The 20,664-nt window shown below is 40.1% G+C and carries 12 protein-coding genes and 1 pseudogene; 6 read left to right on the top strand and 7 right to left on the bottom strand.

The annotated features are described in order from the left end of the window. Nucleotides 1-1,222 (bottom strand): annotated as a pseudogene (locus tag BG00_RS14845) (alkaline phosphatase family protein). 150 nt (nt 1,223-1,372) lie between these two features. Here BG00_RS14845 and dgt point away from each other — a divergent pair. The 3 genes from dgt (at nt 1,373) to BG00_RS14830 (ending at nt 5,721) form a co-directional block, all read left to right on the top strand. Beyond that, nucleotides 1,373-2,836 (top strand): dGTPase, encoded by a 1,464-nt coding sequence (gene dgt / locus BG00_RS14840; protein WP_036983653.1) that lies wholly within the window; start codon nt 1,373-1,375, stop codon nt 2,834-2,836. 392 nt (nt 2,837-3,228) lie between these two features. Continuing rightward, nucleotides 3,229-4,710: a hypothetical protein gene (locus BG00_RS14835; RefSeq protein WP_036983651.1), complete on the top strand. Its 1,482-nt coding sequence runs from the start codon at nt 3,229-3,231 to the stop codon at nt 4,708-4,710. Nucleotides 4,711-4,872: 162 nt separating this feature from the next. Continuing rightward, nucleotides 4,873-5,721, top strand: a complete 849-nt coding sequence (locus tag BG00_RS14830; RefSeq protein ID WP_036983649.1) for a substrate-binding periplasmic protein — start codon at nt 4,873-4,875, stop codon at nt 5,719-5,721. Nucleotides 5,722-7,036: 1,315 nt separating this feature from the next. Here the strand turns inward: BG00_RS14830 and BG00_RS14825 are convergent. Then, nucleotides 7,037-8,134, bottom strand: coding sequence for a Fic family protein (locus BG00_RS14825; protein WP_036983647.1), 1,098 nt, complete (start codon nt 8,132-8,134; stop codon nt 7,037-7,039). A gap of 341 nt (nt 8,135-8,475) precedes the next feature. Between BG00_RS14825 and BG00_RS14820 the strand changes: the two genes are divergently transcribed. Both BG00_RS14820 and BG00_RS14815 read left to right on the top strand, forming a co-directional pair. Then, nucleotides 8,476-9,474, top strand: coding sequence for a nuclease-related domain-containing protein (locus tag BG00_RS14820; protein WP_036983644.1), 999 nt, complete (start codon nt 8,476-8,478; stop codon nt 9,472-9,474). A gap of 315 nt (nt 9,475-9,789) precedes the next feature. Then, entirely contained in the window at nt 9,790-12,942 is a 3,153-nt protein-coding gene (locus BG00_RS14815; RefSeq protein WP_036983643.1) for a DUF3427 domain-containing protein, read from the top strand. A 10-nt stretch (nt 12,943-12,952) separates the two neighbouring features. Here the strand turns inward: BG00_RS14815 and BG00_RS14810 are convergent, their stop codons facing one another. The 5 genes from BG00_RS14810 to BG00_RS14790 form a co-directional block, all read right to left on the bottom strand. Further along, nucleotides 12,953-15,484 carry a toll/interleukin-1 receptor domain-containing protein gene (locus BG00_RS14810; RefSeq protein WP_036983641.1) on the bottom strand — a complete coding sequence of 844 codons (2,532 nt, stop codon included), beginning with the start codon at nt 15,482-15,484 and terminating at the stop codon, nt 12,953-12,955. Nucleotides 15,485-16,053: 569 nt separating this feature from the next. Then, nucleotides 16,054-16,290, bottom strand: coding sequence for a hypothetical protein (locus BG00_RS14805; protein ID WP_036983640.1), 237 nt, complete (start codon nt 16,288-16,290; stop codon nt 16,054-16,056). Beyond that, complete coding sequence (locus BG00_RS14800; protein WP_036983639.1) at nt 16,281-16,532, bottom strand: hypothetical protein; 252 nt, start codon at nt 16,530-16,532, stop codon at nt 16,281-16,283. Before BG00_RS14800 ends, BG00_RS14805 begins: the two co-directional genes overlap by 10 nt. Nucleotides 16,533-16,980: 448 nt before the next feature. Beyond that, on the bottom strand, nt 16,981-18,516 hold the full coding sequence (locus BG00_RS14795; protein WP_036983638.1) for a S24 family peptidase: 1,536 nt from the start codon (nt 18,514-18,516) through the stop codon (nt 16,981-16,983). Beyond that, nucleotides 18,513-19,112 (bottom strand): class I SAM-dependent methyltransferase, encoded by a 600-nt coding sequence (locus BG00_RS14790; RefSeq protein WP_036984059.1) that lies wholly within the window; start codon nt 19,110-19,112, stop codon nt 18,513-18,515. Before BG00_RS14790 ends, BG00_RS14795 begins: the two co-directional genes overlap by 4 nt. A 682-nt stretch (nt 19,113-19,794) precedes the next feature. Here BG00_RS14790 and BG00_RS14785 point away from each other — a divergent pair. After that, the gene (locus tag BG00_RS14785) at nt 19,795-20,526 is read left to right on the top strand and encodes a substrate-binding periplasmic protein (RefSeq protein ID WP_036983636.1); all 732 of its coding nucleotides are present in this window, start codon (nt 19,795-19,797) and stop codon (nt 20,524-20,526) included. The last annotated feature ends 138 nt before the right edge of the window (nt 20,527-20,664 follow it).

The raw sequence follows: 20,664 nt of genomic DNA, 5'->3' as shown, positions 1-20,664 counted from the left end.
TTAATGCACTGCTATTTTTTTATTTAATAGCAGGCATTAACGCTTTGCCATCGCTATCCACTTTACTCATTAGCTTTAAACCCATCACCTTAGCAAGCACAGGGTAAATATCTAAATTATTCACTCGTTCAATGCTCACCCCTTTTTTAAACGCCGGTCCGGTAGCAATAAATGTTGCTGCCATATCATCGGTATAGGCATAGCCATGCGTTCCTAAGTACGGCACTTTCGCACTATTGCTAAATACCGCAGGCGCTGTCGTTTGTACTACAATATCGCCGACACGAGTGCCTTTATTATAGTGATATCCTGCACGCTGCTCCTCTGTTAGTACCGTGTAGCGTCCTTTTGCTGCATGGTGTAAACGGGCTTTATAAGCCTCAACATCTGCATTTTTAGCATCGCTTTTAGTATAAATAAGTAATCGAGGACCGGTATTAACAATCATAAAGTTATCATCTTTAGGTAAGCTGCTCACAACAATGCTCTGCTCAGGCTCAACTTGTGCCATACCATGATCAGACACAATCACCAGATTTACCTCTTGCTCTAACTTACTCAAGCGGGTTTTTAATTGCCCCATCAGCGCATCTAGCTGTTTAACGGCATCACGCGTTTGCACCGCATCGGGGCCATATTCATGCCCCATGCTATCCACTAGCGAAAAATAACTCGCCACAAAACGTGGGCGCTGTGCTTTAGGTAAGCTTAACCATTGAATGATTTGATCAATTCGGTCTTGGTAGTCACCTTGTTTAGAGTAGTGAAAATAATAGTCAGGCGTCATACCATTAAAGCGCGCATCCGACTCAGGCCAAAAGTATACCGCCGATTTAAGCCCATGCATTTTAACTAAATTCCACAGTGGTGTGCCGCGTACCCAGGTACTGTCTTTTTGTCCTTTCCCCATGCTGTAGCACTCATTATTGCGCGCTTTGTCACAAAACTTATTATCTACAATGCCATGGTTAACAGGCAGTAAACCGGTGATCACCGAAATATGATTTGGAAACGTTTTAGTAGGATAAACAGGCTGCATTTTTTGCGCTCTTACGCCTTGCTCACCCATTGCTTTTAAATTAGGCGCACCGTGCTTTTCAATGTAATCCCAACGCAAGCCATCAATAGAGATCATAACAACCGTTTGCTCTTTAGCGGCAAACGCACTATTCACACCCAATAAAAGGCAAAAACACATTACCTTAGTGATCCACAACTTCATTTTAAATACCTAGATGTATGTTAATTTTATAAAAAATAATACTAAAGCAAGTTGTTACTTTATGATACATGTTGATAAATTAAAGCAAACTATTAAAAATAAATAATCGTGCGTTTAATAAGTGCTTAATTCACATAAAAAAGGATTGCCATGATCGACTTTAGTAGCAAAATAACTCCTGCGCGTATGCAGCGTACTACAGCCAATTTACAAATGGCACTTGAGAGCGATCGTGGCCGCATAATAAACAGTGCCGCCATTCGTCGCCTGCAACAAAAAACCCAAGTATTTCCGCTTGAACGCAATGCAGCCGTACGCTCGCGCCTGACTCACTCATTAGAAGTACAACAAGTTGGTCGATTTATTGTGCAACGTATTTTTGCTAACTTAAACTACCAACAGCAAAAAGTATATGGTTTATCGGGTTTAGAACGCCCACTAGAAACTCTAGTAGAAATGGCCTGCCTAATGCACGATATTGGTAACCCGCCGTTTGGTCACTTTGGCGAGGCTGCCATTAATAATTGGTTTAATACCCATTTAGCCAGTATTACACCTGAGCGTTGCCAAATCACAAACAGCAGCATTGGCGTTATTTTTAAACATTTAGCCCAAGATATTTGCAGCTTTGAAGGCAACGCTCAAGGCATACGCATTATTCACTCTTTGCTAAGCCTAAATTTAACCTATAGCCAAACTGCCGCTATTTTAAAGTACACCCGTCCAGCAAGTTTAGCGAAGCAAGATATTCCTCAAAATAAAAACTACATTATGAAAAAAGTGGGATATTACTACAGTGAAAAAAGCTTTATTGAAGCACTGCAAACTGAGCTGAAAATGGAGCCCTATTGCCGTCACCCTGCCAGTTATATTATGGAAGCCGCTGACGATATTTCTTATTGCCTTGCCGACATAGAAGACGCCGTAGAAAAAGACATTATCACCACACAGTTATTATGCGAGCAACTAAAAAAGCAGTATCAAAAAGCATTAATTAACCTTGCTCTTAACGACACTCAACACCAAAGCTTTGTGGACGACGCCATAAACTACGCCATAGAACGGGCGCAAGCACAGCCCTTTAATTTTAATAGTGAATTTTTTATTTATTTGCGTGTATCGTTACTGCACCCATTAGTAAATCATGCTGCTAAACGCTTTATTGAAAACATAGAGCCAATTTATCATGGTGACTTTAACCATGCATTATTAGAAGACCGCAGCTACCTGCATGCAGTAACCCAAGCCCTTAAGCAAGTGGCACTTGAGCATGTATTTTCTCATAAAGAGGTCGAAAAGCTCGAACTGCAAGGCTACCGTATTATTAATGGCCTACTCGATTGCTATAAACCTTTGCTGCTTTTGAGTAGCGATGACTTTAAACGTGCATTGCATGGCGACAACCGCTTATTAATAGAATCGAGACTCGTTAAAAAGCTCTCTAAAAAGCATTTAAGTAGCTATCAGCATGCCATAAATGCGATGCAAGAAGAGCCCGATCATTTTGCCGCCTATGAATTTTATTATCGCTGTCGGTTAATTCAAGACTACATTAGCGGTATGACCGACCAATTTGCTTACGACGAGTACCGAAGCTTAATGGTAATTGACTAGGGTCTGTTGACCTTTCAAGGTTAAATTTGCAGCAGTCTGTTTGGTATTTAGGCAAGGCAGAGCCTATGTGGTGTGGTTGTTCCCCATAAATAGGCGATAACGCAGCATCAATGCCAAACAGGCGCTGCCCTTCGGGTTCTGCCTAGGAGCGATTTACTCTTTGTTGCCTACATGGATGTAGGTAAGGGGCGTGAGCAGGACACGGAAGCTTTGCTCGGTTTTTACTTAGCCCACTAGGTTACAAACCTCGCGCCGCGATTAAACCGCCCCTAGTTTGAACAAATTGTAATCCGCAAAGGTCAACAAACCCTAATTAACGCTAGGCGCTTCTAGATAATTTTTCACTTTACGCTTAAGATTAGGGCATTGATGCTTAACCACTTTTGAGTTTTATGAAACCGTTACTGAGTTGCTTACTTTTTTGTTTTGCTTTGTTTTATAGTGCCAGCAGTGCCGCTTATAACGAAGCTATGTGTATTCTTATAAAACAAGAAATGCAGCAACACAGCAATAATAAAGCCAGCCGTAAATACCGTAATGCTGCGCGAGACTTTGAAAAAAACTGCAGTGTTCCGCAAGCGGCACGCACTTTGCCAGTAGCAAAGCCTAAACCGCAGCCGGTTATTGAACAATCGACCCCGGAGGTTGTAAAACCACAACAAACAGAACCCACTTTACAGCCAACGTTGCCAGACGCTGCAACTGAGCAAAGTGCAACTGCACCCCAAAATAATGTAATCAAACAAAGCGCCACTCAAACTATAGAGCAAGCTAAAAAAAATGCCCCAGTAGCATCAACCACAACAGCACCTGATGAGTCACAAGTCAATGTAACAGCTGCGGCTGCACAAAGCGGCGCTTCTGAAAAAAATGCACAGCCCAGCAAAATACCGGCCAGTGAATTATCAAACACTGAGGAAAATACGCAACCAAAGGTAAAAAAAGCCACCGTTGAGCCTGCACAAACCGCCGTACCTATCACTATAAATACCAGCGAGCAAACAGCCGTTATTGCCTCTTCTATTCCCAAAGGGGCTAATATAATCTCGCTAGTATTACCAAGTGTGGCACTATTGTTAATTGTGGTAATTACGGTTGTAGTATTAATGCGCCTGCGTAATATTAAGCAAAATAAACAAGTGGCTGATACTGGCATACCATTGCAAATGCCCCCAAGTCACGACAATGATCAAACTCACAGTGTTGTTACTGAGCCGATGGTGACTGGCTCTGATCTGCAAAACCCAGCCGTCGAAAGCAAGGGTAAAGAGCCTGATTCTCGTCGAGTTAATACAGTGAAAATAAAGTCGGAGCCTAACACGGCAGAGTTTGAAGCAGCTGCTAAAGCAACCTTAGAGCGGATAAAAAATGCAACAGAGTTTGCCGAGCCACAAGTAAGAGATTTTGACCCCGAAGCCAAACAAAGCAAAATACAGCGTAATCCTATAAATCAGCCAATCAAAAAGGGTCAACATGAAGCGCCTATAAAGCCTTCACACAGCGCACCTGAACCCATTGCACCCCATCAGCCACAAGCTGATTTCCATCCTGCAAAAAAGCAGCGTTCATCATTAAGCTCAACCACTGAACACGACTTTAAAGAGCCAGAAGTACGCACTTTCGATCCCGACGCGCCACTACCTACTAAAAAAACACCGGTAACGGCAGGGCAAGTAAAGGTTGCCCCTGAAGAGCCAAGTACGCGCGATAACTCACCACAAAGCAGCAATCCATTTGCTAATTTATCGCTTGATGAAAGCTGGGATCCAAATTCACCACAAAAACCAAAAATAGAAGAAAAAAAACGCGCGCCTAAATCACAAGCACTCATCGATGCAGAAGAACGCGCAAAAAAAATGCAAACAAAAGAATAACGCGGTAACATAAAAATACTTAAAATAAGTCTGTAAACCGACGGTATAGCCCTTAAGCTTAGATTCAGTTAAAGCCTTTAAAATAGTTTATTTTTTAAGCAGCATTTAAAGCCGCTTTATATCCAAAAAGGGTATATTTAATAAAAGGAGAGACTTATACACATGAATGTTATGTTATCAGCTAAAGTAAGATACCGTATCTATATCGCATCTTTCTTGCTGATGGCTTTTACCAGTCATTACACGCACGCTATTGAAGCAATACAACCCTCAAGCAAAGCGGCTAATCACCATGCTGCTTTAAATATAAGTACAGGCGAATGGCCGCCTTTTTTAAGCGAATCGCTGCCTCACAAAGGCGTGGTTGCGCATTTAATTACCGATATATTTGCACAAGCTAACATTAAAGTTAACTTTACCTTTTTACCGTGGCCGCGTGCTTACCACGACACCATTAATGATAAATACGCAGCCACTGCCGTATGGATGTTTGAACAACAACGTGCTGAGGATTATTTTTACAGTGAGCCAGTGTTAAACGAGCGTTTTGTATTTTTTTATCATAAACAACGCCCTTTTGATTGGCAAAACCTAAACGATTTAAAAGGCTTATTACTCGGTGGTGGGCTTGCTTACAGCTATGGCGAAGAGTTTGATAAAGCACTACAAGCGGGTCTATTTGATATATCGCGAGTAAGTACCACAGAGCAAAACTTTAAACGCTTAGCTATGGGCAGAATAGACGCCTTTGCCGAGGAAAAAAGCGTAGGCTATCACATATTGGCAGGTCAACTACCTACAATAAAAAATGCCATTGTGCATCACCCAAGGCCACTATTAATCAATAAAAGCTTTGTGATGTTCCCTAAAAATAACCCACTCAGTGAACAGCGGCTTGAAATATTTAACCAGCAATTACTTAAATTTAAACAAAGCGGCCGTTATCAAGCCTACTTTGATGCGTTAGATAATGGCGCTTATCAACCCACAAATAGCGCCCTGGCCGACTGACCTGCAGGCGCGGCTTTATGCAGCGCGTTTTATGTTTGGAGCGCGGGTTTCGGGCTACGAGCTACGGGGGGATGGTAAAACCTAACCCCTGTTTTTATATTTTCTTATTACCCCTCATTGTCTTCTCTTTGTGCAAACATGTTTTAAGTGATTTATTCACAAAGAGGGCAAAGAGACGCTGCGCTAACCTTTAACCTTTAACCTTTAACCTTTTTAAATTTTACTTAGGCCTAGGTTATTAAACACAAAAACGCGGGGTAAACCTGCTGCTACGTGGTGATAATTCTTGGTAGCAGCGATTTTATATCGCGTCAGGCCTAGGTCATTAAACTATACCCGCGCCTCGCACCTCACACCTCGTAACCTTTAACCTTTAACCTTTAACCTTTTTAAATTTTACTTAGGCCTAGGTTATCAAACACAAAAACGCGGGGTAAACCCGCTGCTACGTGGTGATAATTCTTGGTAGCAGCGATTTTATATCGCGTCAGTGTTAAACCTAAATATGTATTTACCACCGAGAACACAGAGTTCACAGAGAAATGCTTAAAAAATACCGCAACATCTCCTTGCAGCGCAAAGCGCCTCGAGAACCTCTGTGGTGCAAAATTTTTATAGCAGTAAACGCCCTTCGTATCAGCGGTTTTATATCGGGTCAGGCCTAGGTTATTAAACACAAAAACGCGGGGTAAACCCGCTGCTACGTGGTGATAACTCTTGGTAGCAGCGATTTTATATCGCGTCAGGCCTAGGTCATTGAACTATACCCGCGCCTCGCAGCTCGTAACCTTTAACCTTTAACCCTTAACCTTTAACCTTTAACCTTTAACCTTTAACCTTTAACCTTTAACCTTTAACCTTTAACCTTTAACCTTTAACCTTTAACCTTTTTAAATTTTACTTAGGCCAAGGTCATTAAACACAAAAACGCGGGGTAAACCCGCTGCTACCAGTTTGATGTTCCACTTTCTCATTTACCCCTCATTGTCTTCTCTTTGTGCAAACATGTTTTAAGTAAATTATTCACAAAGAAGGCAAAGAGACGCTGCGCTAAAAGAGTAGACTCTAGGTTCAGGGCTGATATCAGGCTGTTTGTAAAGCTCGTTACTCGCTGCTCGAAGCCCGCGGCCTTTATCAACGTAGGCGTTAAGCTTGCTGACGCGAAAAATACCGCTTTTAAATTAGGTTACTTTTTACGCCATTATTTGCCTCACACAATGAGGCAAATAGCATGCTTAATTGCCTCACCTTAGTGTTATCGTGTTTGAAATAGTAGGGCTTTGAATTATAGATAAAAGCTTTAAACTTTTTAAAATCATTTGGCTATTTTATAACGAGTACTGCGACCACCCGCTGCGGTTTTCTTTATATAATCCAGTGTTTGTAAATCTGATAAGTGGCGCGTCGCCGTAGCACGACTTACCTTAGCCACTTTTTGATACTGACTCGCACTGATGCCCTGCTCAAATTGGCCATCAAGTAATTTATTAAGCACTTTTACTTGCTGTTCATTTAGTCTAGTTTGATCTTTTTTAAACCAATAATTAGTTTTAGCGACAGTTTGCTCAATATTCTTCAGGGTAGATTCAACGGCTTTATTGAGCGTATTTAAAAACCAGGTAATCCACTGTGTAATGCACAAATCACCACGCTGTGTTGCCTCTAAGACCTCGTAATAGCCTTTTCTATCTTCTAAAATTGCCACCGACATCGCATAGAACCGTATCGACTCTTTATGCTCTTGAGCAAGCGCTAAATCTGTAATAAGACGCGTAATACGCCCGTTACCATCTTCAAATGGGTGTAAGGTTACAAACCACAAATGAGCGATTGCAGCACGAATAAAAGGGTCTTCGTGTCGATCATTATAACCTGCATTAAACCAATTAAAAAAAACAGCGAGTTCGTTTTCGATAACATCTCTTGGTGGAGCAGTAAAATGTAATACGGGTTTATCTAATCGCCCTGATACAATTTGCATTGGCTCGTTGCCACGTAATTGACCGCCCGCTATTTGAGTAAATAATCCTTGTTCACCTGCAAACAATAAACGATGCCAATTCAACACACGTTCTAAATCAAGCGGTGTATCGGTGTTATTAATTGCATCCAACATGATCTCTGCAAGATTATCGCTTTGCACTGTGGTTGGATAAGGCTGCTCATCAATGTGGAGTTTTTTAGCTAGTGACGAACGTACCGAAAACGCATTGAGTTTTTCACCTTCAATTGCGCTTGAATGAATAATATTAGCCAATAAAGTATCAAGTGCTTGCTGTTTTTGCTGCGTACTTTGCCCATCCATGCGACCAACCAGCACACCTTGGTTAAAACAAAGCTTTCTCAACAACGGCGCAAGCTGTTTTTCATCCCACGTAAAGTTCGGCCAATCTTGTTGTTGCCATATCCACATAAGCGTGTGCCCTTAAGTTAATTAGCTTTAGTCTATATGATTTATTCGCCTCACACAATGAGGCGAATAATGAGCTTAATTGCCTCATTGTGTTAATTGGTAAGTTGAAATCGTAGAAACCAGTTTTAGCTGTGATTATTTTAAACGCCAATTTCGGTTTCGAGCAGCAAGCGACGAGCAACGAACACAACCTAGCGCCTTTTATCACCGTAGGCGTTAAGCTTGCTGATGCGAAAAGCTACGCTTTAAATAAAAATAGGGCGAGTAAAAATCCTTAAACAGTATTTTTATTAGGTACTTCAGTGATATGCTTTAAACATATATGACAGAAAGGATGTCGCATGATTTTAAAAGATAAAGCTCTATCAACTACAACTTCCTCTAAGATCAAAGCGGGTCAAAAACAAGAGCTAGACGTAGCATTTTACTTACGTCGCGCATTTAAAGACCACCGTCAAGTATTTGTGTTTAATGATGTAAAGTTTAAACACAACGGCGAAAGCGCACAGATAGACCACCTTATTGTTTATACCTACGGGTTTATTCTTATTGAATCAAAAAGTATTACCGGTGAAGTCGCTATAAACCAACATCAAGAGTGGAGTCGCAGCTACCGAGGACAATGGCAAGGAATGCCATCACCAATCAAACAAGTTGAGCTACAACTGGCATTACTAAAAAGTTTGATAATAAACAATGCTCCACACCTACTCCCTAAGATGTTTGGCAAAATACAACAAAACTTTGGTGGTCGTGAATGGCATGGCATTTGTGCAATATCGAGTAATGCCATAATTAATCGAGATAACACACCAAAAGCGCTTGAAGAGCGACTCGTTAAATCAGAGTTTATAGCGGATAAACTTTTAGACATAATGAAGCTACCGGAATCAATACCAAACGCCCTGCACTTTTTTTCGACCAATGTTCGTCCGTGGTTTAGTAAAGAAAGCTTAGCTAGGATCTGTCAGTTTCTTTTAGAGCAAAATATTGCCCCTTCCACACAGTTAAAACCTGATGCAATAGCATCAAGTCTCCACGAAACTAGCCCGATTTATCAAGATGAATCAACAGCTATTGCGCCAATAACTCAAAAGCAACCAAATATTGCCAATGAAATAAATTTACAGTGCAAGCAGTGCAACAATAAAACGACGCTTAAAGCTCGCTCAGGTCGCTACGGCTATTTTGTTACATGTGGGGAGTGCGATACCAATACGCCAATGAAAGCGCCTTGCCCGCAATGTGCCAGCGCCAATACCAAAGTGAGTAAACGCAAAGAGTCTTATTCATTAGTGTGTGGTGATTGTGAAAATACAGCGTTTTTCAAATTTGACTAGTAAATGTCGCGTTGGCGACGGCAACCAAAGAGAAGTAACCGCCGACTTCTCTTTGGAATCTCTCGGCGCCCCGAGGAGCACACTGTTTCCTCAATTTAAATTAATGATATGTACGTAACCAGCGTAGATAGGCCATCCGTGGCCAAGCTACGCTTTTTAACAGCATCCATGCTGTAAATTACTCACCATTAATTCAATTTCGGGTGTGATCACGGGGAATTGTCTTGGCAGCGGTCTTTAATTCAATAGTGAGTTAACGCTTGTTTACATTGCATTTTTTAGTAAACTGAATGCTCGCAAACAGGGAACGATTTAATGCAACAGATTGGTATTTACGAGCAGTTAATTACACAAGTAATTAAGCAAAACTTAAATCGTGACCAATTTTATGTGGGCGAACGCCAACTAGAATCGGCTGAGGCGGCTACGTGGCTTTCGCGCTTTTTAGGTAAACTGGTTGAACATGCCATTGATGCAATCCCTAATTCAAACGAGCGTTTGCAAGAGCAAATTAATCTCGCAAATAGCCTTGTGCTGTGGCTTAAAGATCATATTCGCGATGACGAACTGATCAACGAAAACCTTATCGACAGCCAAGGCCGAATACTCACTGCCCTGTTTAATACTCAAAACCCCATTGCAGCCAATCTTAAAGACTATTCCAGAGATATATTCCCAATCACAGGGCTTACCCAAAGCGAGTTATTTAGCGGTGCTAATGCAGGTATATCGCTCGAAACCGAGCTAAAACGCGAGATTAAATCGTCCGACACTATTTACTGGCTTGTCTCATTTATAAAATGGACGGGGCTGCGCATTTTTAAAAATGAGCTTGAAGCCTTTACTAAAAGCGGTAATAAACTCAAAGTAATTACCACCTCGTACATGGGTGCAACGGATGCTAAAGCGGTTGAGTTTTTAGCAAGCTTGCCAAACACTGAGGTAAAGCTTAGTTACAACAACCAGCAAGAGCGCTTACACGCAAAGTCATACTTGTTTATGCGTAATACGGGGTTTCATACCGGTTATATTGGCTCGTCTAATTTATCGCATTCGGCGCTTACCAGCGGCCTTGAGTGGAACTTAAAAATTACCGCGCAAGAAATCCCGCACATCATAGCCAAAACCAAAAGTACCTTTGAAACCTATTGGCAGTCGCCAGATTTCGAGCTATTTACTGGCAAAACTGAATGTAAAGAAAAGCTCATAAATTCACTTAATGAGCAACGCGGTGTTGGCCAAGCAAGCAGTCAGTTTTATTTTGATATCACGCCAAAAACCCATCAACTCGCTATTTTAGAAAAACTAAGCGTTGAGCGTAGCGTTCATGATCGCTTTAAAAACTTAGTAGTTGCCGCAACCGGCACAGGTAAAACAATAATATCGGCATTTGACTTTAAAGCCGTTTACGATAAAAACCCAAACGCACACTTTTTGTTTGTAGCCCACCGTGAAGAAATACTTAAACAAGCACAAAGCGCTTATCGTGGCGTGCTTAAAAATAACGACTTTGGGGAGCTGTGGGTAGGTAACTATAAGCCACAGCGCTATAACCAATTATTTGCGTCAATCCAAACATTAAACAGCCAAGTTGAATCGCTCAACTTAACAAGTGATTACTACGACTATATTGTAATAGATGAAGTACATCACGTAAGCGCAGCTAGTTATCGCGCTATTTTAAACCACTTTACGCCCACAATATTACTTGGTTTAACTGCTACACCAGAGCGACAAGATGGCGCAAATATACTCGATGACTTTTGCGGTGTAATAGCCGCTGAAATTCGCTTGCCAGAGGCAATAAACCAGCGCCATTTATGCCCGTTTCAATACTTTGGACTAGATGACGATACCGACCTAAGTCAAATAACATGGCGAGGCGGCCGTTACGATATAACCGAATTGAGTAACCTTTATACAGGGGAGAACAGCCGCGCTAACAAAATTATATCCAGCCTTGCTGATATAGTGACTAATGTTCACGATATAAAAGCGTTGGCATTTTGCGTAAGCCAAAAGCACGCAGAGTTTATGGCCTCTAAATTCAACTTAGCAGGTATAAACGCCGATGTGCTTACTAGCAAAAATGCCAATGAGCGTAAACAGAAAAAAGATGCGTTATGCCAGGGTGAAATACAAATACTTTGCGTGGTTGATATTTTTAACGAAGGGATCGATATTCCAGAGGTTGATACCCTGTTATTTTTACGCCCAACGGAAAGCCTAACGCTGTTTTTACAGCAACTAGGCCGTGGCTTGCGCTTACCAGATAATAGCCAAAAGCAATGCTGCACCGTTCTCGACTTTGTAGGCAACGCCCGCCCAGAGTACGACTTTGCCAGTAAATTCCGCGCACTCATTGGTAAAAGTAATCAGCCAATAAAAACCGAAATTGAAAACAACTTCCCGCATTTACCACTGGGTTGCCGTATTGAGCTACACAAGCGCACGCAACAAACAATTTTAAAAAATATTCAGCAAGCCATAAACACTAAACGCCGTTTACAGCAGCTTATAAATAGCTATTCGCAACATACCAATGACGCCCTTACGCTAAGTAACTTTTTACATATAAACCCGCAAGTCACGCTTGAAGATATATACAAACCAAAAGACGGTAGGCTCGGCGGCTGGCACTGGTTAAAAGGTGATGAAATACCCGCAGATCAAGCCGATATTTACGCTGCGTATTACCGCGCTATAAACACCCAATTACTCGGCTGCGACTCGCTCAGTTACTTATGCTTTTTACGTGATTTATGTAAAAACGACTTTAGTTTTACGCCAACAGCGCAAAACCAACAGTACGCGCTTATGGCGCATTACAACTTTTGGGATAACACAGGCACAAGTTTAAGTTTTAAAACGCTTGAGCAAAGCTTACAAGCTCTTAAACACAAAGAGCTACAACAAGAGCTTAACCAAGTAATTGCGCTGTTAATAAACCGCATTCACCAGCAAGAAAGCGATTTAGCGTGCTTACCTAATCATGCAATAAAATTACACAGCCGCTACACGCGCCAACAAATACTCGCCGCGTTTGGGGCGCACTCGTTTGATAAAAAATCGACTGCCCGCGAAGGCGTTTTAGAATTTAAAAACCAAAACCTAGAGCTGTTATTTGTAACACTCAACAAGTGCGAGAAAACCTATTCGCCCACCACGCTATATCACGACTACGCAATCAGCCCCACCCTGTTTCATTGGCAAACGCAAAATAGCGCACGCCCAGAACACGGCCGTGGCCTTAGTTATATTGAGCATCAAAAAACAGGTAAAACCATTCTGTTATTTGTGCGCGAACAAGGCAAAGGCGAAAACGGCCGCACTATGGGGTTTGTAAACTACGGCGAGGTTAAATACCAAAGCCACAACGGCAGCCAGCCAATGAATATAACGTGGGAATTAACCAACCCCATGCCAAGTAAAATGTGGCATGAGGCAGGGAAGTTAGCGGTTGGGTAAAGCAAATATATTAAGCTTTCCCTATTTTCCTAGAATCCATTAAACGCTGCCCTTGAATAGAAATACCCAGTAAATGAGATAACTGTTGTTTTTCTTTATATTCTACAGGGAACATATAAATGTGTTGTATGACCATCTCTTTTAAGATTCTTAAGCAAACTTGGTTATCTTGTAATTCTTTTATACAAGCAGATATATGATCTATATTGACTGTTTTAGTGAACTGCAAATCAATTGCTTGCCTAATAAGGTTAAATGCTGGTGTCCCAACTTTGTATTCCATTTCTCGATACACTTCAAGTGCTTCTTTTGAGCCAATTGAACTAGCTATTTTCCTTGTGACCCCATTAATAATTCCATAAGTAAGATGCAAATATGCATTTTCAGCTTGCTTCTCTATTTCTTTATTTGAAATGTTTGGATGTTCTAAAAGGTGTGTTGAAATAAGCTTTATAATTTCTTTTTTAGCAGTGTCTGAAATTTTAATAAAATATTCAAGGAATCTCAAACCAGCAAAAGCACCTGTTTTAGCAAGATCCTCCATTGATTGACGAGTTAAGGTTGCGTGACGGTTGCGTATGATTTGTCCTGCGACCTCCATCCCTTTGAATGTTTGATTAATCTTTGCGAGGATATCTAATGATTCACCTTCTTCGCTTTCATTCTTTCGTTCTAATTCATCTAATTGATCATTTTGATCATCGCGTTCTTTTTGGATTTCACGCTGCTCGATTATTAATTCTGGAATAGCTTTCATAAAGTCGCTCATAAATGAGAGCTGAGTTTTACTTAATGTTGCTTCATTATGCTCTTCAAAAAGAGAGTCCAAAACAGATTTAATTTCATGTAGTACCCAAGAATCTTTTGTATGATGAGTAATAAAGATTAAAATATTTGCATAGTCTTCTCTATGTAATTTTGAAAGCAATCCTTCTATTTTTGTTTTTGTCTCATCACTATCTCTATAAGATTCAGCAATTTTTTTACCTACAAAAAAATAATAAATATATGGGTATTTAAACCCAAGGTTGATGCCATTATCGTTGAGGATTGAGTGACTAATTAATTTATTAAGTACTTTTTCCTTATCTATAGATAAAAAGCTTTTACAGTAATTCGTAAAAAACAACTCAACCTCAAAAGGGTTTAAGTTATTCTCCTTTTTAAAAATCTCCCATGCAAGCTCTGTTAAAACGTTTAAATACTTATCGAAATCTTGTTTACTTATATGTGCCTTATCAAATGATTGATATATTAACTGTTGGTAACAATGACCATAACTCGTTAGTTCTAAGTTAAGCTGAGCATTTGCCTCAAACATTTGGAGTAACATTAAAATATATATAGGCTTAGGGGGAACAATATTCTTTTTAATAATTCCATTAAGACGTAACTTTAATTCATCACATTTAGTATAAAGTTCTTTCTCATCAATATTTTCTTCAACACCTAATGAGATCCACTTTTGTACTAACTCTTCCCTTTTTTTATTACCCAGCCCTAACAATTCAATACTCTCGTAATCGTCTAAAGCAGGCAAATCACCATAAATATAATTATATGAACTGTGGCATGTAATGTAGACCTTTTGAGTAAGTAAGTTGATATCAGCTAAAAATTTATTTTTATATTTTTGATTTAAACCAATCTCATCAATATTATCTAGAAGTATTATGACTTTCCTACTCGAAGTAAAAGCTAGATAGGTAAGATCTTCATATTGTAAATTTAATTGCTTAGTAATTTCACTTTCTATTGATGCCTTTTTTATAGTTTTAGCATCAATGTAAAGAGGTAAGTACTGTTCTTTAAGGAGTTCTCTATATAGATATTTTAATAAAGACGTTTTACCTTGCTGTTCTTCACCTGAAATTATGTAACTACCCTTTTCTTCAAATAGATATTTAGATGATTTGATATCAACCAAATCATCTTTACTCTCTAACTCTATATCTGGTATTACATAAATATCTTTTAAACTAACTTGATTTACTTTTCTATGGGTTAATACTATTTCAGTATCGACTAACCAATCATTTATAAATTTTGTGCAATTTATTTCAGTAGAATTAACAATACTAGTAACAGCAGGTGTCTTTGGCTCAAAATTTTGAATATGATTTTTTAAACCACTAATCACATCTAGCCATGCTTCGTCCGCATTTTCCCAAGAAGATATTGGCCTAGCATCTTTCGGGAGCCCCTGTATTTTCGAAATTTCAGAATCACTCCAATCTACAGCTCTTATTACAATGGGTATTAGTTGTGCCTCTCTTCTCTCATGCATTTCTAAGGCTGTTTTGACTTCAACACCCATACAATAATCTGAATTCATGAAAGATGCGCTGATTAAAAATAGAATTATATTAGAGGATGTTAAGCTACTTGAAATTTCTTCCTCCCAGTTTTGTCCAGCAACTATTTTCCTATCATTCCACTCATTAATTATACCTGCTCTTCTTAAACCAGACATATGCTCTATTAGTTCTTCTTTGTAAAGCTCATCTTTATGCGCATAACTTATAAAAATTTTTTTATTCATTATTTAATCCCTAATTAAGTCTTCTTAATTATATTAATTTTTTACATCGCTATTCGTGACTACAAAAGAAAGGCCTGCTTTAGCCATAACCACCGCTCTACCAACACACTCCAATTCCCCAGTGATCACACCTGAAAGTTGTAAATTGATGACTAATCACTTGCATGGTGAAATTTTGTTCCCGACAAATTCCAAGCACCTAACAATTTAAGCTAAGCCGTGACTTCGCCATTGGTGGCGAATACACGACGCTTACGTTCACATCAATTTTTAACTTGAGGACACAGTGTGATCCTCGGGTGCGCCGTGGGTAACGAGTGACCGAAGCAAAGCTTCGCAGCACGAGGAAGTGGAAGCATGGGTGCTGACAGGAACCCTGCTTCATGGACGAATTACCTCGTAAAATGTCAAAATATTTCTCAAATGCCGCCCTTTGGTTGCCATCGCCAACGCGACATAACTTCGAATAGAAGTTATAACTCCCTTCATCTAACAAACCTATGTAAAAATCACGACTACAAGCAATACCAACAACACAACTTTTAAAGGCATATTAAGACGCAATAAAGTTAGTTTATCTTCCCTAACGTTAAACTATATTTAGGCGATTTGGCGTAATCATTAAACTCAGGAAGACACCCAAATAACTCTGTAAAGTATGCAAAGCAATCATATTCAAATTTCGCAACTTCACCCATTACGCGTAAATCTTCAGGTTTGTGCGATTTAACATTACAGGTGAAGGGTGCTACAGCCACATATAATTTATTCACTAACTCGTTATAATTTTGGTATTTTAATCGCATGCGATCAGCTCCCCATGTCCGCTTTTGCCTTTGATGGTGTTATCAAATTGCTTAAGCCTTCCAGCAATACCCTTCAAAGAGTTGGTCATACCTACATAAGCAATATCTGTAGTCCATGAAAAATTACTACCCGATATATCTTCATCTGCAACCGCGACAATATAAATGCCAGGGTAGTTAACTTCCTCAGTTACATTTCTATCACACCAACGTACCCAATTAGTAAAACGATTTTCGTACATGATTTTCCTGTCGTCTCTTAAAACTAAAAGCATGAATTAAACGTCTGCCAGTACTTATAAAAACCAATCGACCAACATACTCCAACTCCCCGTGATCACACCTGAAACTGAGTTAATGATGAGTAATTTACAGCATGGATGCTGTACAAAGCGTAGCTTGGCCATGGATGGCCTATCTACGCTGGTTACGTTCACATCATTAACGTAAGTTGAAGATACAGTGTGATCCTCGGGTGCGCCGTGGGATTCCAAAGGGCGGTCGGCGGCAGCCGCCCTTTGGTTGCCATCGCCAACGCGATAAAACCTCGAATAGAGGTTATTAGATCCCTAAAGCTCTCACGCAAAATAGCTATTCAAAAAGCTTCGCTTTTAACGCCAGCAAGCTGCGCGTCTACAAAACGCGAGCAAGCTCATCGCCTACAGGCAATAGCGCGATATAAAATCGCGACTACAAAACCACTTGTTTAAACCGCGCGAACGTTCGCATGCTTTCATCTGCAATCATTACTTCGTAATCTGGGTTTTGAGCAATTAGCTCATATTGCCCATTGGGTAATTTATTAACTTTGCGCAGTAAATACTGCCCTTCCCCGCTTATATCATCTCGCTCTATTGCGACTATTTGGCCACGTAGCGATCCGGCTCTATCGGAAGTTATAAGTTCAAGTAGCAGTAAATCACCATCAAGTATTGGGTGCTTACCGCCATTCATAGAATTACCCGACGCATGCGCTAAAAAGTGTACTTGTGGGTCGAGCTTGCCCGCGCCAAGTGGTGCGTCTAAATATTCAACATCGCTGCTATCACCAGTTTTAAAATGTCCGCAGGCAATTTTAATATTAGGGAAGTACGGCAGTTTTAATGCGTTATCATCTGATTTTAAACTAACGGCAGGTTCAGCAACTTGAGCTAACTCAGGTTGTTTTGCTTGCGGGAAAGCCACTATCTCAGCAGTTGGTTTTGCCTGTTCAAAATGATCTTTATGTCCAAGCCACAATTTTGCGCTGTTTGCTTGCGCTACTTGGTAAGCCCAATTGCTTACAGCGAGAGATTTGTCAGCATCGCAGTGAAAATACGCACTTAGCTCATTGCTAATAATTTGGCTGTTAACAACCAAATTTTGGTTTTGCCAGCGCTCGCGGTGCTGTTGCGCGGCTAAAAAGTCACGTTTATTGTTATTACATGTGCGATGCGCTGCCACAAAATTATGGCCTAAGTCGTTAGCGTAGCGGGAAAACGGTATAAAGTGATCGACTTCAACATCGTTTTTCATTGGCTTTTGGCAATAAAAACAGCTGTTTGATTGCAGATCAATTAAAACAGGTTTTGCTTTGGTGAGTGCATTGCGGTCAAAGCCAAATAAAAAGTCATGCAGTTGGCTTTGCGGGCCAATAAGTGTTTGGTTGTGCTTTATGCTTTGAATTTTTTGTAGCCAAGCATTTTTAGCTAAATACGTTACTAGATCGTAAAAACGCCTAAAACAACTAGCAATGCCTGCATTCAAAGTAATGTATTTAGAGCTTTTAGTGTGCGGATATAAAAAGCACTCTTCTTGCTTGGCAAGTATTTGTAAGCGCCAAAGTGGGCCACTTTTTAATGTGGCCATAGCAGCATTAAAAGTCGACTTGTAAAAACCACTTTGCTTTAGCTGGCGTAAGTTACGAATATTGTTTTGTTGGCATTCAAACAATACGCTAATTACTTTTGATTGCGCACCGGTATTTTGTAAAAGCAATGCACTTTCACCAGTATGCTCTGAGGGAAACGGCATTGCATGATGCCAATACAAAGTGATGAGTTTGTCAGCAAGAGTTGGAAGTTCTATGACCAATTCACTTTGCTCTGACTGAAGTGGCTGTTCAACACATACATCAGCCAGCGCATGCAGCAATGCAAATTTGTAGGTTGCACTAAAATCGCCCTCAACCAGCATGCGTTGAATATACGCAATAAAGTCGAGTTGTTGTTGCATTGCGCTCATCATAAAACAGGCACTGCTTTAATTAGGGCATTAAGCCACACTTCGCTTTCGCGCTCTGGTCGTTGGTCGACCGTTTGCCATTGTTTTAGTATTTTAAGCTCGGTATGGTGGGTAATTAGCGCAGTTAGGCCATCCTCATTTAAATCGGTAAATTCGCGGCCATTGTACACGCGTTCTTGCGTGCCATATTTAAACGACACATACAAAACTCCGTTTGGTTTTAGGGCATTTTGCAGCTTTAAAAACACCTGCGGTAACTCTACTTTTGGAACGTGCAATAAGCTGGCGCAACACCAAATGCCATCGTACTTATTGGTACAATTAAGCTGCTGAAAGGTTTTAACCTCTACGGCTTGTTGTAAGTAATTACTGGCTAACTTTGCAAGCTCGGGACTTGCGTCAAATGCGCTAACAGTAAAATCTTGCTGTTTAAAATACATGGCATCGCGGGCGCTACCGCAGCCTGCATCTAATATATGGCCGTGTTTAGGGATAAGCGGTAAAAACTCAGCGTAAAGCGCCGACATATCAACGTTCAGCGTTGAGTCACTGAAGCTTTGTGCGTTTTGATTGTAGTAATTGAGTGTTTTAGTAGGCACTAAATTCACCGCTCCTTGGTTTATTTATTAATCTGGTATTCATTTATAACTAATCTACAGTATCAACATTTAAAAATATAGAGCTACGGCAATATATACGCCCTAAGCAGTATGTTTTTATTATAAAAAAGCACAGTTTAATGTTATAAAATCATGTTATTTACACTTTTACCTAATAGCTCTATGCTATTGAAAGTATTTAGGTTATAAAAATAAGGTCCATAAAGCGCTCTTCATTGCTCAATAGAAAAAAACTACAACTTTGATTGAGTAATTGATGAATAATTATTGGTATGATTGGCTTTTGTAGCTGAGTATCTACACCATATGGGGTGTGCTGACGGATTCCCTAAATTCATAAATGAATTAGTTTATTTGCAGCTTATTCGCTTTTTGGTTGCCATCGCCAATGCGATAATCAAACTCTTACCTTAGCCCACACTAAAAAAATGGCTGTTATTTACCCTACAGTCTAACGGCTTGATAAACGCTTATTCAAGCCTATAAGCTTACCAGCGTTTAAAAGTTAGTGTCGGCTCTTAAGCCCCCGTATTTGTTTTTACTGAGCTACCAACAACCTAGTCATTTATTGCTGCACTGCGCGCTCTTAATTTATTACAAGCGGGATAAATCTGCCAGCTAGTGTATATACTTAGCTGTAGTCATTTTTTAGAGTAATAAAATGCTTAAAGTCGCTTTTGTTGTATTACTGCTTAGCAGCTGTGACGTATTTGCTTGCTTTAAAACGCTTAAAGTAGGCACAAATGAAAACAACTGGCCACCTTATTTAATTAAGCAGGGTAATACCTTTGTAGGCGCAGAGGTGGATACGGTTAACGCTGTTTTTAAAAATTCGCCTTTTTGTATTGAGTGGGTTTATTTTCCGAGCTTATCGCGGGTTCAGCAAGAGCTAAAAACTGGCCATATTGATATTACCTTTGCGGCAAGTTATACAAAAGCGCGCGCCGAGTACTCCTATTTTACTGATGTTTATCGCGATGAAATTATGCTGCTTTATAAGCATAAAAACGCTAAAAATGTGGTTGATTTGGTCACTCTTTTTGAAAATGGCGCCACGGTTGCGATTAACCGTGGCAGCTATTTTGGCGCTGAGTTTGAAAAAATAAGAAAACACTACCCCAACCAAATAGTACTTACCAGCGAAGCGTATACGCGCTTTGGCATGCTTAACAAAAAGCGCGTTGATTACGTGATTGACGACTCTGTTGTTGCAAAATATTTTGCTAAACGCTACAACACAATTTTACCGGTAAAAACAGCGCCAGCTATTAATGTTAATGGCGTACATTTTATGATGAGTAAAAAAACGATAACGCTTGACGAAGTCGCGGTAATTAATCGCCTGATTAAAAATAACAAGGCTGCAATTAAACGCATTTATAGCCTCGATTAAATTGCGGCTTACCCTTACTGTTTATTTATAACCCAACATTCAAACGTTAAGTCCTTTCGCGCGAGCAAGCTCTAAGCTTACAAGTTTCACAAAGAGAATAAGCAATAGAAAACCTCATACCCACCGCTCGTGAACTTT

Origin of the sequence: Pseudoalteromonas sp. SCSIO_11900, from assembly GCF_000576475.1 — a bacterium.
GTDB lineage: Bacteria > Pseudomonadota > Gammaproteobacteria > Enterobacterales > Alteromonadaceae > Pseudoalteromonas > Pseudoalteromonas tetraodonis.
Note: the sequence above shows the minus strand (reverse complement) of the source record. Positions and strands in the feature narration are given on the sequence as shown.